The organism is Neoroseomonas alkaliterrae (assembly GCF_014199195.1).
GTDB classification, from domain to species: domain Bacteria; phylum Pseudomonadota; class Alphaproteobacteria; order Acetobacterales; family Acetobacteraceae; genus Neoroseomonas; species Neoroseomonas alkaliterrae.
On sequence record NZ_JACIJE010000005.1, the window covers coordinates 116,761 to 131,308 of the forward strand.

The window sequence follows — 14,548 nt, forward strand, 5'->3', positions numbered from 1 at the left end:
GCGCTTGATACGCCAGAGCGGGCGGCAGGCGTAGCCCGCCCGCCGAGGGGCAGCCCCGCGCTACAGATGCAGCCGGTCGAAATCCCTCTGGAGGCTGGCTTCCAGCCCGTTGATGGACTCCATCGTCAGGTGGCACGGCCCGCAGAGGAACTCCTTCACCCGGGCCGACAGGCCCCAGGCGCCGCCGGCCAGCATCGTGTTGCGCGTCTTGGTCGTCGCCCCGCTCAGCGGCCGGACGCCGAGGAAGCCCAGCAGGGTCGAGCAATGCACGCAGCACGGCTTGCCGGCAGCCTCGACATAGACGAGCCCGCCGCGGAACAGCGCCGCCGCCCCTTCCGCGCCCTTGCTCCCGATCAGCGCGTCGAGCGCCGTCATCTCGGCGTGGCCCTTGCCCTTGCCGGTCTCGCCTTCGAACACCTCCGGCCGCTCGCCGCCGGCGACGACCAGGCGCGCGCGGAATGTGGGCGCATGGTCGTCATGCTCGCCCTCCTGCTCGGCGGCCGCGAAGTTCCGCCAACTGGCCCTGATGTCGAGGTCGGTCCGGGCGATCCTGGTGCGTTGCGATCGTCCGTCATGGCCGCTCATGGCCGCCTCCGCCGGTTGCCGCCGGGATGCTAGAAGCGCCGGACGGCTTCAACAACCATTGCGGGTATCCGGCCCACCCGGCTCGCCCCTAGCCGGGCACGTCCGGGTCCGTCAGGCGCCTGTATTCCTCGAGCGCGTAGCGGTCGGTCATTCCGGCGATGTAGTCGCAGACGACCAGCGCGCAGGCCGGCGAGCCCGGATCGCCCGCCCTTGCCCGCCAGGCGGGGGGCAGCATCTGCGGCCCGCCATGCAGCGTGCTGAACAGGATCTGCACCACGCGCTTCGACTTCGCCATGGTGCGGTTGACGCGCCAGTGGCGGTACATCCGGGTGAACAGGAACTCCCGCAGCGCCGCATTGGCCTCGGCCATGCCGGGGGAGAAGGCGACGACCGGCTCGCGCGCGCGGCGGATGTCGTCCACCGTCCGCGGCTGCAGCGCGGCGAGGCGGCGGCGCGTCTCGGCCACCACATCGCCCACCATCATGCCGATCACGCGGCGGGTCGTCTCGGGCGCGGCGCGCTCGGGCGGCATATCCGGCCCCGCGCGGCGCGCCTCCGCGAGCGCCTGCCCGATCAGCGGCAGCGCCGCCACCTCTTCCAGCGTGAAGAGGCGCGCGCGCAGCCCGTCGTCGAGGTCGTGGTTGTTGTAGGCGATGTCGTCCGAGATCGCGGCGACCTGCGCCTCGGCGCTGGCATGGGTGTCGAGGTCGAGCGGATGGCGCGCGTCGTATTCGGCGATGTAGGGCGCGGGCCGGCGCAGCGGGCCGTTGTGCTTGGCGAGGCCCTCCAGCGTCTCCCAGGTCAGGTTCAGCCCGTCGAAGCCGGCATAGCGCGCTTCGAGCCGCGTCACGGCCTTGAGCGACTGCGCGTTGTGGTCGAAGCCGCCATGCGGCTTCATCGCGGCGTTCAGCGCATCCTCCCCCGCATGGCCGAATGGCGGGTGGCCGAGGTCGTGGGCCAGCGCCAGCGCCTCGGCGAGATCCTCGTCGAGCGCGAGCAGCCGCGCGATCGAGCGGGCGATCTGCGCCACCTCGATGCTGTGGGTCAGGCGGGTGCGGAAATGGTCGCCCTCGTGATAGACGAAGACCTGCGTCTTGTACTGGAGCCGCCGGAAGGCGGTCGAGTGGATGATGCGGTCGCGGTCGCGCTGGAAGGGCGAGCGCAGATCGCCCGCTTCCTCAGGATGGAGCCGGCCGCGGGAGGTCTCGGGCCGGACGGCATAGGGCGCGAGGCTCATGGCCGCGGGCCGTAGCACCGGGCCGCGCCGGCGGGCAACCGTGTGCCCGCGCGGCGCGTTGGAAGCGGCCGCGCAAGGCCCTATGTTGCTCGCGAGGAGTCCGCATCGCCATGCCTGACGGAACCACCCCCGCATCCGCCTTCCGCGTCACCGAGCGCGCCCGCGCCCAGATCATCGAGATCGCCGGCCGCGAGGGCCGCCCCGGCGCCGGGCTGCGCCTGTCCGTCGAGGCGGGCGGCTGCTCGGGCTTCCAGTACCGCTTCGGCCTCGAGGACGAGCCTTCCGAGGAGGATCTGGTGGTGGGCGAGGGTCCGGGCCGCGTCTTCGTGGACCCGGTCTCGCTCGAGCTGCTGGCCGGCGCCGAGCTCGACTGGGCCGAGGAGCTGATCGGCGCGCACTTCGCCATCCGCAACCCGCAGGCGGTCTCGGCCTGCGGCTGCGGCACATCCTTCTCGGTCGGATGACGTCCACCGCAGCCGCCCCCTCCCCGCCGACCCGGTTCGGGAAAAGGTCGAGGGGGGCGCGGCGGGAGAAGGTCCTTTCTTCCGCCGGATGGTCGCCATGAGGCTCGCCACCTTCAACGTCAACTCGATCCGCCAGCGCGCCGGCCATGTCGCGCGCTTCCTGGAGCGCCGGCAGCCCGACCTGCTGTTCCTGCAGGAGACGCGCTGCACGCCCGAACAGGTTCCGGCCATGGAATTCGAGGCGCTGGGCTACCGCACCCATGCGGTGGGCCAGGCCGGCGGCCGCAACGGCGTCGCCGTGCTCGCGCGCGTGCCCTTCGACGTGGTCGCCGAAGCCCTGCCGGGCGACCCCGAGGACGGCCAGGCCCGCTACATCGAGGTGCGCGCAGGCGGGATCCACGCCGCCGGCATCTACCTGCCCAACGGCAATTCGGGCGGCGAGGCCGGCTTCGCCTACAAGCTCGCCTGGATGGACCGCCTGCGCGCGGTCGCGGCCGATCGCCTGGACGCCTTCCTGCCCTTCGCGATCCTCGGCGATTTCAACGTGTGCCCGACCGAGGCCGACCTCGCCCCCGGCGCGCTGCCGCCGACCGATGCCCTGGTCCGCCCCGAAGTCCGGGCCCGCTTCCGCGCGCTGCTGCATCTCGGCCTGACGGACGCGCTGCGCGCGCTGCATCCGGCCGAGACGCTGTTCACCTACTGGGACTACGGCGCGGCCTTCGAGATCAACCGCGGCCTGCGCATCGACCACGTGCTGCTGAGCCCGGACCTGGCCGAACGACTGGAATCCTGCGAGGTGGACACGATGCCGCGCAGCGAGGCCCAGCCCTCCGACCACACGCCGGTGATCGCGACCCTTCGCTGACCGCCGCTACCAGCGGCGATGGGGACGGCCCCAATAGCCCCACGGCGCCCAGTAGCCGACGCCCCAGCCGATGCCGAGGCTTACCGACGGGCTCACCACGACCGGGGGCGCCACCGGCACCACCTGGACCGGCACGCCGGGCGAGGCGGCATAGCCATAGGCCGGCGGCGCATAGACCACCGGCGGCGCGGGCGGCGGCACCGTGGCGCCGGGCGGCGGCGCGGCCGGCAGCGGGCCGAGCGAGCCATCCGGATAGACCGCGCAGCCGCCGAGCAGCATCGCCGAGGCGAGGGCCGGGAGAACGGCGGAACGGGCGCGCATCGTCATGCTGCCTCGCCCTCCCCGCTCAGCGCCAATACCCGCCCCAGCACCGCCCCCAGCGGTCGCATCGCCGCGGCACCCAGACACGGCGCGGCGCCGGCGCGACATAGACCGGCCGCGGCGGCGGCGCGTAGTAGGGGGTGGGTGCGACATAGACCGGGGCGGGCGCGGGCGCGACCACCGCCGGCTCGACCACGCAGCCGCCAAGCCCCAGCAGCACCGGCGCCCAGAGCAAACGCTTCACCATACCGAGCCTCCTGCATCGCGGAGCCGGCGAGGCTGGCCCGCTGCCTCGGCCGTCACCGCGTTGCGGCACGATCAGCCGCAACGCAGTCTAGCCCGGCTACTGGTCGGCGTAGCAATGCGTCTCCGCGCCGGCGCCGGGGTGGGTGACGGCGCCGAGATGCGCCGGCCCGACGAGCTGGGCGTATTTCCACAGCACGCCCGAGTTGTAGTCGTGCCCGCGCGGCTTCCAGGCGGCACGGCGGCGCGCGATCTCCTCCTCGGGCACGATCATGTCGATGGTGCCCTTCTCGGCATCGATCACGATGCGGTCGCCGTTCTGCAGCAGCGCGATCGGCCCGCCGACAGCGGCCTCGGGGCCGACATGGCCGATGCAGAAGCCGCGCGTGGCGCCCGAGAAGCGGCCATCGGTGATCAGCGCCACCTTGTCGCCCATGCCCTGGCCGTAGATCGCGGAGGTGGTCGAGAGCATCTCCCGCATCCCCGGCCCGCCCTTGGGCCCCTCGTAGCGCACGACGATCACATCGCCCGGCTGGTAGGCGCGCGCCTCGACGGCGGCGAAGGCATCCTCCTCGCAGTCGAAGCAGAGCGCCTTGCCCTCGAAGCGCAGGTTCGTCATGCCCGCGATCTTCACGATGGCGCCATCCGGGGCGAGGTTGCCGTGCAGCGCGACGACGCCGCCGATCGGGCTGATCGGGTCGGAGGTCGGGCGCACCACGTCCTGGCCGGAGGGGATGATCACCTCGCGGTGGTTCTCGGCGATGGTGCGGCCGGTGACGGTGAGGCAATCGCCCTTGATGTAGCCGCCATCGAGCAGCGCCTTGATGATGACGGGCACGCCGCCGATGCGGTGCACATCGGCCGCGACATATTTCCCGCCCGGCTTGAGGTCCGCGATGTGCGGCGTCTTGCGCATGATCTCCGCGACATCCTGCAGGGTGAAGCGGATGCCGGCCTCGTGCGCCATCGCCGGCAGATGCAGCGCAGCGTTGGTCGAGCCGCCGGTGGCCCCCACGATCGCCGCGGCGTTGTGCAGCGCATCGAGCGTCACGATGTCGCGCGGGCGGAGGTTGCGGCGGATGAGCTCCACCACCGCCTTGCCCGATTCCACCGCCCAGCGGTCGCGGTCCTCATCCGGCGCAGGCGCGCCGGCCGAGAAGGGCAGCGCGAGGCCGATCGCCTCGCTCACGCAGGCCATGGTGTTGGCGGTGAACTGCCCGCCGCAGGCGCCCGCGCCGGGGCAGGCGTGGCGCTCGAGCTCGTCCAGCTCCTCGTCCGACATGTTGCCCGCGGCGTGCTGGCCGACCGCCTCGAAGACATCGAGCACCGTCACGTCCCGCCCGTGATGCTTCCCGGGCATGATCGAGCCGCCATACATGAAGACGCTCGGCACGTTCAGCCGCAGCATCGCCATCATCACGCCCGGCAGCGACTTGTCGCAGCCCGCGATGCCGACCAGCGCGTCGTAGCAATGCCCGCGCATCGTCAGCTCGATGGAATCGGCGATGGTCTCGCGCGAGGCGAGCGAGGACTTCATGGACTGGTGGCCCATGGCGATGCCGTCGGTCACCGTGATGGTGGTGAACTCGCGCGGCGTGGCGCCGGCCGCCTTCACACCCTTCTTGGCGGCCTGCGCCTGGCGCGAGAGCGCGATGTTGCACGGCGCGGCCTCGTTCCAGCAGGAGGCCACGCCGACCAGCGGGGCGGCGATCTCCTCGGCCGTCAGGCCCATGGCGTAGTAGTAGGAGCGATGCGGCGCGCGCTCCGGGCCCATGGTGGTGTGGCGGCTCGGCAGGCGGGACTTGTCCCAGGTCGGCATGGCGGTTCCTCTGGTTCTCTCGATCAGGCGGAAATGCGGGCGATGGCGGCGTCGAGCCGCGCCATCTCGGTGCGCGCGGCGGCGAGGCGTTCGCGGTTCTCCTCGACCACCTCCTCCGGCGCGCGGGAGACGAAGGTCTCGTTGCCGAGCTTGGCTGCGATCTTCTCGGCCTCGCCGGCGATGCGGGCGCGTTCCCTGGCCAGCCGCGCGCGCTCGGCGGCGAGGTCGATCACGTCGGCCAGCGGCAGCATGATCGTGGCCTCGCCCAGAACGGCCTGCACCGCGCCCTTCGGCGGTTCGCCGGCCAGTTCGCGGATCTCGGTGGCGCGGCCGAGGCGCTTGATCGCCTCCTCCCAGCGCCTCGCGCGGCCCAGGCTCTCGCCCGAGGCGCCGGCGAGCAGCAGCGGCACGGTGACGGACGGCGCGACGTTCATCTCCGAGCGCACCGTGCGCACCTCGGAGACCAGCCGCACCACCCAGTCCAGCTCCGCGCGCGCCTCGGCCGCGCCCTCGACCGGCACCGGCTCGGGCCAGGCGGTGCGGATGAGCGAGCCCTCGGCGCCATAGCCCATGCGGTGCCACAGCTCCTCCGTGATGAAGGGCATCACGGGATGGAGCAGGCGCAGGATGGTGCCGAGCACATGCTGCGCGGCGCCCTTCACCTCCTCCTTCTCCGGCCCGTCCGGGCCGTTCAGCACGGGCTTGGCGAATTCGAGGAACCAGTCGCAGAAGGTGTTCCAGGTGAAGCGGTAGCAGGCGCCGGCATACTCGTCGAAGCGGAAGGCCTCGAGCGCGGCGTTGGCCTCCGCCACCGCGGCATTGGCGGCATCGAGGATCCAGCGCGAGAGCGGCAGGCGCGACGAGGCCGGGTCGAAGTCCCTGCGCGGGGCGATGCCGTTCATCTCGCAGAACCGCGCGGCGTTCCAGATCTTGGTGGCGAAGGCCCGGTAGCCCTCGATGCGCTGCTTCGCGAGCTTGATGTCGCGCCCGGGGCCCGCCAGCGCGCAGAGGGTGAAGCGCACCGCGTCCGCGCCATAGGCGTCGATCAGCTCCAGCGGGTCCATGACGTTGCCGCGCGACTTGGACATCTTCTGCCCCTTCTCGTCGCGCACCAGGCCATGGATGCAGACGGTGCGGAACGGCACCTCGCCCATGAAGTGGATACCCATCATCATCATCCGGGCGACCCAGAAGAAGATGATGTCGAAGCCCGTCACCAGCACGTCGCCGGGGTAGTATTTCGCCAGCTCCGGCGTCTTCTCCGGCCAGCCGATGGTGCTGAACGGCCAGAGCGCGCTGGAGAACCAGGTGTCCAGCACGTCCTCGTCGCGCGTGAGTTCGACGTCGCGCCCGAACTTCTCCCGCGCCTGCGCGCGCGCCTCCTCCTCGGAATGGGCGACGAAGACCTCGCCGTCGGGCGCATACCACGCCGGGATCTGGTGCCCCCACCAGAGCTGGCGGGAGACACACCAGGGCTGGATGTCGCGCATCCAGGCGAAGAAGGTGTTCTCCCACTGCTTGGGGGTGAACACGGTCTGCCCGGTCTCGACCGCGCGGATGGCGGGCGCGGCCAGCGTCTTCGCGTCCACATACCACTGCATGGTCAGCCGCGGCTCGATCGGCACGCCCGAGCGGTCGCCATGCGGCACCGCATGGGTGTGCGGCTCGATCTTCTCGACGAGGCCCATCTCCTCCAGCCGCGCGATGATCGCCTTGCGCGCCGCGAAGCGGTCCTGCCCCGCGAGGCCGCGCACGAAGGCAAGGTCGCTCACGCCCGCGACCTCCGCGAAGGAGGGCGCGATCTCGTCGAGCATCACCCGCGCCTCGGCATCGAGCACCGAGGGCATGGCGAGGCCGTGCCGGCGGCCGACCTCGAAATCGTTGAAGTCGTGCGCGGGCGTGATCTTCACCGCGCCCGAACCCTTCTCGGGGTCCGAATGCTCGTCCGCCACCACCGGGATGGCGCGCCCGGTCAGCGGCAGGATGACGCGCCGGCCGACGAGGTCGGCGAAGCGCGCATCCTGCGGATGCACCGCGACCGCGGTGTCGCCGAGCATCGTCTCCGGCCGCGTCGTCGCCACCACCAGGAAGCGCCCGGGCTCGCCCTCCACCGGGTAGCGCAGGTGCCACAGCGAGCCCTTGACCTCCCGGCTCTCCACCTCGAGGTCGGAGATGGCGGTGAGGAATTTCGGGTCCCAGTTCACGAGGCGCCGGTCGCGGTAGATCAGCCCTTCGCGGTAGAGGCGGACGAAGACCTCGCGCACCGCGGCCGAGAGGCCCTCATCCATCGTGAACCGCTCGCGCGGCCAGTCGAGCGAGGCGCCGAGGCGCCGCAACTGCCGCGTGATCGTCCCGCCGGATTCCGCCTTCCACTGCCACACGCGCTCGACGAAGGCCTCCCGGCCCATGCTGCGGCGATCGGCATTGCCCTGCTGGGCGAGCAGGCGCTCGACCACCATCTGCGTCGCGATTCCCGCATGGTCGGTGCCGGGCTGCCACAGCACGTCGCGCCCCTGCATCCGCCGCCAGCGGATCAGCACGTCCTGCAGCGTGTTGTCGAGCGCATGCCCGATATGCAGCGAGCCCGTCACGTTGGGCGGCGGGATCATGATGGTGAAGGGCCGGGCGGGGGAGGACGGGTTCGCCGAGAAGGCGCCCGACTTCTCCCAGCCCTCGTAGAGGCGCTGTTCGATCGCGGCGGGGTCGAAGGACTTGTCGAGCATGGGGCGCATCCCTTCCCCGCCCGCCGCCCCGCGTCAAGGGCGGCGCCGGGTCAGCCCAGCGCGCGGCCGACCACGCGCTCGATCTCGGCGCGCACCAGGCGCTCGACCAGCGGCGGCAGATGCTGGTCGAGCCAGTCCTTGAGCAGCGGGCGCAGCTCCTCGCGCACCACATCCTCGATGGTCGGGCCGCCGCGGGTCACGGCGCTGCCGCGCTCGGCGCTGACCGCGCGCAGCAACTGGCCGACCGAGGCCGCCGCCGCCGCGGCCGCGGCGGGCGCGAGCAGGCTCTCCGCCGCCGGGGCCACGGACGGGGGCGCCGGCTCGGGCTGCGGCGCCGATGCGGGGGCGGAGGGCGGACCCTCGGGGGGCGAGACCATCATCTCCTCCGTCAGCAGGAATGGCTCCTCGGCGCCGGCCATGCCGGCCTCCGGCGTGTCGGCCGCCTCGGCGGGCGCGGGCTCCTCCGGCGTGCCCGCCCCGGCGGCGACAGGCGCCTCGTCCTCGTTCAGGATCCGCCGGATGGAGGCGAGGATGTCCTCCATGGACTGGTCGCTCGCCGCGGTCTGCGTTCCCGGCGCGGCCCCGGGCTTGCCGGCCGCGTCGCTCACGGCCGGGTCCTCGCCTGCGGGCCGGGTGCAGCGGGCGCGAGGCTCTGCACCTGCACCGCCCCTGCCGGCCGCGCCGGCGCCGCGACATCCGAATAGTCCCCCGTGCCCACCCAGCGGTCCCGCACCGCGTTGTAGTAGGCGCGCGGGTCGTAGATCTGCACCGGCAGGCCGAGATCCTGCGCCGTCAGCCGCCCGATCGTGGCCGCCAGCGCATAGGAGGCGTTGATCAGCGTCGCGAGCGAGCGGACGAGCTGCACGCGCGCGTTGAGCAGTTCCTGCTCGGCGTTCAGCACGTCGAGCGTGGTCCGGCTGCCGACGATCGCCTCGCGCTGCACGCCGTCGAGCGCGATCTCCTGCGCGCGGATCTGGGCGCGCACGCTCTGCACCTGCGCCCGCGCGCTGCCGAGCGTCTCCCAGGCCTGGGTGGATTGCTGGGCGGCGAGCTGCCGCGCGTCCTGCACCGCCTGGCGGGCCTGCTGGGCCTGCTGGCGCGCCTGGCGGACCGCCGCGTGCTCCGCCCCGCCCTGGTAGAGCGGAACGGTCAGGTTGGCGGTGATCTGCGCCCCCGTCTGGCGCGAGCCGCGCGTGCCGCTGTTGTCGATCCGGAAGGCCTGCGCCTGCGCGCTGACCTGAGGCAGGAGGGCGCCGAACTGCAGGTCGATGTTGTCGCGCGCCGCCTGCTCGTCGAACATCGCGGCGACCACGGCGGGGTTGTTCTCGGTCGCGAGCCGAACCGCCTCCTGCTGCGACCGCACCGGCAGGGCGAGCGGCGCCGGGGCCGTGACGCGCATGGGCTCGATGCCGATCAGGCGCTGGAACACGGCGCGGGAGGATTGCAGGTTGCCCTGCGCCTGGTCGAGCAGGAAGCGCGCCTGGGCGAGCCGCGCCTCGGCCTGGGCGACGTCGGTGCGCGTGATCTCGCCGACGCGGAAGCGTTCGTTCGTGGCCTGGAGCTGGCGCTGGAGCACCTGCACGTTGTTGGTGTTGAGCCGCACCTCCTCCTGGTCGCGGATCACCGCGACATAGGCGGCGACGGATTCGAGCAGGATCTGCTGCTCGGTGCCGAGCAGCCGCGCCCGCTGGGCATAGACCTGGTTCTCGGCCCGGCGGGTCGCCGCCGTGGTGCGACCTCCGCGATAGAGCGGCTGCGTGACGGTCGCGGTGACGTTCGCGGTGTTGCGCGGGATGTCGGTGAACAGGGAGAAGGGCTGGCCCGCCGTGTCAGGGTTGCGGACATTGCCCGCGAAGTCGCGCTGGACGGGAACCGTCGCCTGGGTGCGGGAGGTCGTGTCGGCATAGCCGGCCGCAGCCCCGAGCACCACGGTCGGCCGCCATCCCGCCAGCGCCTGCGGCACGTTCTCGTCCACCGCGCGGAGCTGCGCGCGCGCGGCGAGCAGCGCGGGGTTGTTCGCATAGGCGGCAGCCAGCGCCTCCTGCAGGGACTGCGCCCAGGCGGCGGAACCCGGTGGAACGGCCAATGCGGCGGAGAGGAGGATGGCCCGGCGCAGGCTGGTTTTCACGTCGTCGAACCCCCGAAAGGAAGCGGCGCGGGCGGCAAGGCCGGACCCACGCTGAGCGAGTGTATCCCGACGACCTTAACGCGGCGCATCATCGCGGCGCCACCCCGGCGCCGGCAAAGAAATGTGTCTCCAGGCCCGGGCCGGCGCGCAGAGGGCGCGGCCGGCGGTGCGCAGGGGCTCAGAAAGCGAAGGCCGGCTTGCCCGCGAAGCCGGGCAGGGCCGGCGCATGCGCGTCGAAGGCGATGGTCGTCGTCACCGTGCCGCCGGCCCGGCGCAGCAGCAGCGCACGCCCCGGCGGGCCACCCTCCAGCCCGATCGTCACGAGGCGCCCGCCCTCGGCGAGCTGCTCCTCCACCGCCCGCGGCACCGAGAGGACGCCGCCCTCGATGAGGATCGCGTCATAGGGCGCACCGGCCGGATGGCCCGCCTCGGGCGGAGCCTCGACGACCGTGACGGCGCCGGCCGGCACCGCCGCCGGCAGGGCCGCGCGCATGATGGCGAGCAGCGCGGGATCCGCTTCGACCGCCGTGACCTCGGCGCCGATCGCCGCCAGCAGCGCCGCGCCGTAGCCGGTTCCGGCCCCCAGCACGAGAACGCGCTCGCCCCGGCGCACGGCGGCAAGCTGCACGAGGCGCGCAATCACGAGCGGCTTCAGCAGCACACGGCCGCCGGGCAGCGGCACATCGGCATCGGCATGGGCGCGCGCGAGCATCGCGGGCGGCACGAAGCGGTGCCGCGGCAACTCGCGCATCGCGGCGACGATGCGCGGATCCTCCACGCGGTTCGGCCTGAGCTGGCCGTCCACCATCACCCGGCGTGCCTCGGCGAAATCCATGTCCTGCCGCCCCTTGCATTCGACGCGGCCTTATAGGTCGCGGCCCGGCCAGGCGCCAAGCCGCCGCTTGACCGCGCGCGGCTTGCGGCCGATATGGGGCGCCCGCGCGGTCCGGTGGCCGAGTGGTCAGGCAAGGGTCTGCAAAACCCTCTACAGCGGTTCGATTCCGCTCCGGACCTTGCCGCGCGGGAGGCTTTGACAGGGCGCACTGCGAGGACTATATCGCGCGCCCGGCTCCGTTCCCCGATAGCTCAGCTGGTAGAGCGCGGGACTGTTAATCCCTAGGTCGTAGGTTCGAGTCCTACTCGGGGAGCCACCCTTCCGAAGCCTTCCGCCTGTAGTCCCATCCGCGCCGCCGCCCCCGGCGCCAGCCAGGCAAGCCTGCCCTGCGCGAAGACCGCGACGGGCGCGGGCACCGCCGCATCCACCACGACCACATCGCCCCTCAGCCCCGGCTCCAGCCGCCCGCGGTCCGCAAGCCCGCAGGCCGCCGCAGGATTGGCCGAGACCAGCGCCCAGGCGCGCGGCAGGTCGAGCACGCCGCGCCGCGCCAGCGCGAAGGCGGCTTCCAGCATCGCCGGCCATACATAGTCGGAGGCCAGCACCGTCACCACGCCGCGCTCGGCGAGCGGCGCCGCGGCCGCCCAGCCGAGATGGCTGCCGCCCCGCACCACATTCGGCGCGCCCATCACCACCGGCTCGCCCGCCGCGCGCGCCGCGAGCGCGACCTCCTCGGCCATCGGGAACTCGCAGATCGTCGCGCCATGCGCGCGGTAATGCGCGCGGTCCTCGAGCGTCGCGTCGTCGTGGCTCAGCATGGGGATGCCGGCGCGGCGCGCCGCCGCGGCCAGGCGCTCGCGCGCCGCCGGAACCTCGTGGCGCCGCGCCGCCACCGCCTCGGCCAGCGCGCGGAAGGCCTCGGCCTTCATCCCCGCGCGCCCCGCATACTTCGCCACCTGCACCGGGTCGCCGAGCTTGCGCAGGATCGCCGGCGTATGGTCGTTGAAGCCGAGCAGATGCACGCTGCCATCCGCGATGCCTTCCAGCGCATCATCGAGCGCGTCGAGATTGTCGGCCTCGAAGCGCAGATGCACGCGCAGATCCGTCGCGGCCTGCGCGCGCGCCGCCGGCAGGGCCGCCTTCAGGGCGCGCCAGGCGTCGAGCGAACGCAGCCCCGGCTCCCAGGACAGCGTGACGCCGAGATAGGCCGTGGTGATCCCGCAGGCGATGAGCTGCGCCGCCGAATCCCGCAGCGCGAGCGGCACCGGCAGGTCCACGCCGGGCCGCGGCTGGAGCTGCCGCTCATGCGCATCGCCGTGGATGTCCACGATCCCCGGCAGCACCAGGAGCCCCGAGGCGTCGAAGCGCGCCGCAGCCGGCGCGGGTTCCGCGGCCACGCGGCCGCCGGCCAGCGCGAGCGCGCCCGGCACCATCGCCCCGTCCCGCAGGACGGTGCCGCCCAGGATCGTCCAGTCCATGTCGCTCAGGGCTCCACCACCAGTTGCACGCGCCCCGCGGGATAGACCGCGAGCGTCCAGTCCACCGGCGCGCCGTCCGGATCCACATTCAGGTTCTCGCTCACCAGGACGGGGCGCGAGCGGGACTGCTGCAGCAGCTCGGCCTCCTCCGGCGTCGGCAGGCGCGCGGTGATGCGCGAGGCGCGCCGGCGATAGTCCGTGATGCCGCAGGCGGCGAGCGCCGCGGTGATCGAGGCGTCGCGCTCCAGCGCCTCGGCCGCCGCGGCGCAGCGCGGCAGCGGCAGGTGATGCGTGCCGATGACCACCGGCCGCCCGTTCGCGAGGCCCAGCCGCTCGATGCGCAGCACGAGGCGACCGCGGCGGATGCCGAGCGCCTCGGCGAGCGTCGTCTCCGCCGGCGTCTCGGTCACGCGCAGGATGCGCCCCGCCGGCTCGCGATTCTGTCGGCGCACCAGTTCCGAGAAGCGCGTCCGCGGGCCGAGGCGGTAGTCCATCACGTCCTCGGCCACGAAGGCGCCGCGGCCCTGCTCGACGCGAATGAGGCCACGCGCCTCCAGATCCTCGAGCGCGCGGCGGACGGTGTGGCGATTGACGCCGAAGCGCGCCGTCAGCGCCGCCTCCGTGGGCAGGCGCTCGCCCGCCGCCTTGTCGCGCGCGATCTCGCGCTCGATCGCCGCGGCGATCTGGCGCCAGAGCGCCACGCCCTGCCCGCGCGCGAGGGCGGGGCCTGTCACCGAAACTTCAACCATGCTCGGCCAAGTCCGTGGGATATCCGTGTGGACTTTGTGGCCGATGGATGTCTATCTGTCTAGACAAATCCGATGGCTCCGATGACCGCACCCGACACCGAGCAACGCCGCCGCTGGATGGCCGTGCTGGCCCGCGCCCGGGCCGAGGAGATCGCCGGCCTTCTCGCCGGCCTGCCGCCGCTGCCCGAACCCGAAAGGCTCCGCCCGCCCGAGACCGGGCTCGTGATGGTGCGCGGCCGCATGGGCGGCGACGGCGGACCCTTCAACCTTGGCGAGATGACCGTGACGCGCTGCGCGGTCCGTCTCGGCGATGCGGTCGGCCATGCCTATGTCGCCGGGCGCGACAAGCGGCAGGCGGAACTCGCCGCGCTGCTCGACGCGGCCCTGCAGGATCCGGCGCGGCGCGATGCGCTGCTCGCCGGCGTGATCGCACCGCTGGCCCAGCGCCAGCAGGCGGCGCGCGATGCTGAAGCACGCAAGGCCGCCGCGACCCGCGTGGAGTTCTTCGCCATGCAGACGACCCGATGACCGCGCTGACCGCCGGCTTCGCCGATCCCGTCCTCGATGCGCAGGCGACGTTCCGCGCCGTGCTGGAAGCGATGAGCCGCCCAGGGCGCGTGCAGCGCGCCGGCGCCGGGCTGCGCCCGCCCGGGCCGCTGAACGCGGCCGCGGCCGCGGTGCTGCTGAGCCTCGCCGATGCCGACACGCCGCTGTGGCTGGATGCCGGCGCCGAGGCCGAAGCCTGGCTCCGCTTCCATTGCGGCGCCCCGGTCGTCGCAGCGGCCGGCGCGGCGGCCTTCGTGCTTGCCACCCGCGCCGCGCCCGCGTTGGCCTCGCTCGCCCAAGGGAGCGAGGAGGAACCGCAGCAGGGCGCAACGCTGGTCCTGCAGGTCGCCGGGCTTGAGGAAGGCGCGGGATGGCGGCTTACCGGCCCGGGCATCGCGCATGAGCACCGCCTTCGCGTCGCGGGCGCGCCGCCGGGCTTCGTCGCCGCCTGGGCGGCGAACCGCGCCGCGTTTCCCTGCGGCGTGGACGTGGTGCTCTGCGCCGGCGAGCATCTCGCGGCGCTACCCCGCACCGTTGCCATCGCGGAGGGCTGAG

The 14,548-nt window shown here is 73.1% G+C and carries 15 protein-coding genes and 2 tRNA genes; 6 read left to right on the forward strand and 11 right to left on the reverse strand.

The genetic code is table 11. The features are described from left to right. Positions 1–60: 60 nt before the first annotated feature. Together FHS88_RS10215 and FHS88_RS10220 are read right to left on the reverse strand one after the other, a co-directional pair. The gene (locus tag FHS88_RS10215) at positions 61–585 is read right to left on the reverse strand and encodes a hypothetical protein (RefSeq protein WP_184484221.1); all 525 of its coding nucleotides are present in this window, start codon (positions 583–585) and stop codon (positions 61–63) included. Positions 586–673: 88 nt separating this feature from the next. Next, positions 674–1,822: a deoxyguanosinetriphosphate triphosphohydrolase gene (locus FHS88_RS10220; protein ID WP_184484223.1), complete on the reverse strand. Its 1,149-nt coding sequence runs from the start codon at positions 1,820–1,822 to the stop codon at positions 674–676. A gap of 110 nt (positions 1,823–1,932) precedes the next feature. Between FHS88_RS10220 and FHS88_RS10225 the strand changes: the two genes are divergently transcribed. Together FHS88_RS10225 and FHS88_RS10230 are read left to right on the forward strand one after the other, a co-directional pair. Next, entirely contained in the window at positions 1,933–2,286 is a 354-nt protein-coding gene (locus FHS88_RS10225; protein WP_184484225.1) for a HesB/IscA family protein, read from the forward strand. A 97-nt stretch (positions 2,287–2,383) separates the two neighbouring features. After that, positions 2,384–3,151 carry an exodeoxyribonuclease III gene (locus FHS88_RS10230; protein ID WP_184484227.1) on the forward strand — a complete coding sequence of 256 codons (768 nt, stop codon included), beginning with the start codon at positions 2,384–2,386 and terminating at the stop codon, positions 3,149–3,151. A 6-nt stretch (positions 3,152–3,157) separates the two neighbouring features. Here FHS88_RS10230 and FHS88_RS10235 read toward each other — a convergent pair whose 3' ends face one another. The 7 genes from FHS88_RS10235 to FHS88_RS10265 all read right to left on the reverse strand — a co-directional run bounded on the left by FHS88_RS10235 (position 3,158) and on the right by FHS88_RS10265 (position 11,220). After that, positions 3,158–3,478, reverse strand: coding sequence for a hypothetical protein (locus FHS88_RS10235; RefSeq protein WP_184484229.1), 321 nt, complete (start codon positions 3,476–3,478; stop codon positions 3,158–3,160). Positions 3,479–3,497: 19 nt separating this feature from the next. Continuing rightward, the gene (locus FHS88_RS10240; protein ID WP_184484231.1) at positions 3,498–3,719 is read right to left on the reverse strand and encodes a hypothetical protein; all 222 of its coding nucleotides are present in this window, start codon (positions 3,717–3,719) and stop codon (positions 3,498–3,500) included. Positions 3,720–3,815: 96 nt separating this feature from the next. Next, positions 3,816–5,534: a dihydroxy-acid dehydratase gene (ilvD, locus tag FHS88_RS10245; RefSeq protein ID WP_184484233.1), complete on the reverse strand. Its 1,719-nt coding sequence runs from the start codon at positions 5,532–5,534 to the stop codon at positions 3,816–3,818. A gap of 23 nt (positions 5,535–5,557) precedes the next feature. Continuing rightward, positions 5,558–8,257, reverse strand: a complete 2,700-nt coding sequence (locus FHS88_RS10250) for a valine--tRNA ligase (protein WP_184484235.1) — start codon at positions 8,255–8,257, stop codon at positions 5,558–5,560. A gap of 50 nt (positions 8,258–8,307) precedes the next feature. Beyond that, positions 8,308–8,865, reverse strand: a complete 558-nt coding sequence (locus FHS88_RS10255) for a DUF2497 domain-containing protein (protein WP_338146514.1) — start codon at positions 8,863–8,865, stop codon at positions 8,308–8,310. Next, positions 8,862–10,385 (reverse strand): TolC family outer membrane protein, encoded by a 1,524-nt coding sequence (locus FHS88_RS10260; RefSeq protein WP_338146515.1) that lies wholly within the window; start codon positions 10,383–10,385, stop codon positions 8,862–8,864. Before FHS88_RS10260 ends, FHS88_RS10255 begins: the two co-directional genes overlap by 4 nt. 178 nt (positions 10,386–10,563) lie before the next feature. Further along, positions 10,564–11,220: a protein-L-isoaspartate O-methyltransferase family protein gene (locus tag FHS88_RS10265; RefSeq protein ID WP_184484237.1), complete on the reverse strand. Its 657-nt coding sequence runs from the start codon at positions 11,218–11,220 to the stop codon at positions 10,564–10,566. A gap of 108 nt (positions 11,221–11,328) precedes the next feature. On the opposite strand from FHS88_RS10265, the gene FHS88_RS10270 reads away from it, so the two are divergent. Both FHS88_RS10270 and FHS88_RS10275 read left to right on the forward strand, forming a co-directional pair. Further along, positions 11,329–11,399 (forward strand) — tRNA-Cys (locus FHS88_RS10270). Between the two features lie 61 nt (positions 11,400–11,460). Next, positions 11,461–11,536: transfer RNA gene (locus tag FHS88_RS10275), tRNA-Asn, on the forward strand. Here FHS88_RS10275 and FHS88_RS10280 read toward each other — a convergent pair. After that, the gene (locus FHS88_RS10280; RefSeq protein WP_184484239.1) at positions 11,502–12,698 is read right to left on the reverse strand and encodes an alpha-D-ribose 1-methylphosphonate 5-triphosphate diphosphatase; all 1,197 of its coding nucleotides are present in this window, start codon (positions 12,696–12,698) and stop codon (positions 11,502–11,504) included. The genes FHS88_RS10275 and FHS88_RS10280 overlap by 35 nt on opposite strands. Positions 12,699–12,703: 5 nt before the next feature. After that, positions 12,704–13,432, reverse strand: a complete 729-nt coding sequence (gene phnF / locus FHS88_RS10285; RefSeq protein WP_338146517.1) for a phosphonate metabolism transcriptional regulator PhnF — start codon at positions 13,430–13,432, stop codon at positions 12,704–12,706. Between the two features lie 96 nt (positions 13,433–13,528). Between phnF and phnG the strand changes: the two genes are divergently transcribed. Both phnG and phnH read left to right on the forward strand, forming a co-directional pair. Continuing rightward, positions 13,529–13,975, forward strand: coding sequence for a phosphonate C-P lyase system protein PhnG (gene phnG, locus FHS88_RS10290; RefSeq protein ID WP_184484243.1), 447 nt, complete (start codon positions 13,529–13,531; stop codon positions 13,973–13,975). Then, on the forward strand, positions 13,972–14,547 hold the full coding sequence (phnH, locus tag FHS88_RS10295) for a phosphonate C-P lyase system protein PhnH (RefSeq protein ID WP_184484246.1): 576 nt from the start codon (positions 13,972–13,974) through the stop codon (positions 14,545–14,547). Before phnG ends, phnH begins: the two co-directional genes overlap by 4 nt. Position 14,548: the final 1 nt, after the last annotated feature.

Excerpts from the sequence above, each read along its gene's own strand:
- FHS88_RS10235 (WP_184484229.1), bottom strand. The coding sequence starts at position 3,478 with ATGACGATGCGCGCCCGTTCCGCCGTTCTCCCGGCCCTCGCCTCGGCG.
- FHS88_RS10220 (WP_184484223.1), bottom strand. The coding sequence starts at position 1,822 with ATGAGCCTCGCGCCCTATGCCGTCCGGCCCGAGACCTCCCGCGGCCGG.
- FHS88_RS10240 (WP_184484231.1), bottom strand. The coding sequence starts at position 3,719 with ATGGTGAAGCGTTTGCTCTGGGCGCCGGTGCTGCTGGGGCTTGGCGGC.
- FHS88_RS10225 (WP_184484225.1), top strand. The coding sequence starts at position 1,933 with ATGCCTGACGGAACCACCCCCGCATCCGCCTTCCGCGTCACCGAGCGC.
- FHS88_RS10280 (WP_184484239.1), bottom strand. The coding sequence starts at position 12,698 with ATGGACTGGACGATCCTGGGCGGCACCGTCCTGCGGGACGGGGCGATG.
- FHS88_RS10250 (WP_184484235.1), bottom strand. The coding sequence starts at position 8,257 with ATGCTCGACAAGTCCTTCGACCCCGCCGCGATCGAACAGCGCCTCTAC.
- ilvD (WP_184484233.1), bottom strand. The coding sequence starts at position 5,534 with ATGCCGACCTGGGACAAGTCCCGCCTGCCGAGCCGCCACACCACCATG.
- FHS88_RS10265 (WP_184484237.1), bottom strand. The coding sequence starts at position 11,220 with ATGGATTTCGCCGAGGCACGCCGGGTGATGGTGGACGGCCAGCTCAGG.
- phnH (WP_184484246.1), top strand. The coding sequence starts at position 13,972 with ATGACCGCGCTGACCGCCGGCTTCGCCGATCCCGTCCTCGATGCGCAG.
- FHS88_RS10230 (WP_184484227.1), top strand. The coding sequence starts at position 2,384 with ATGAGGCTCGCCACCTTCAACGTCAACTCGATCCGCCAGCGCGCCGGC.
- phnG (WP_184484243.1), top strand. The coding sequence starts at position 13,529 with ATGACCGCACCCGACACCGAGCAACGCCGCCGCTGGATGGCCGTGCTG.
- FHS88_RS10215 (WP_184484221.1), bottom strand. The coding sequence starts at position 585 with ATGAGCGGCCATGACGGACGATCGCAACGCACCAGGATCGCCCGGACC.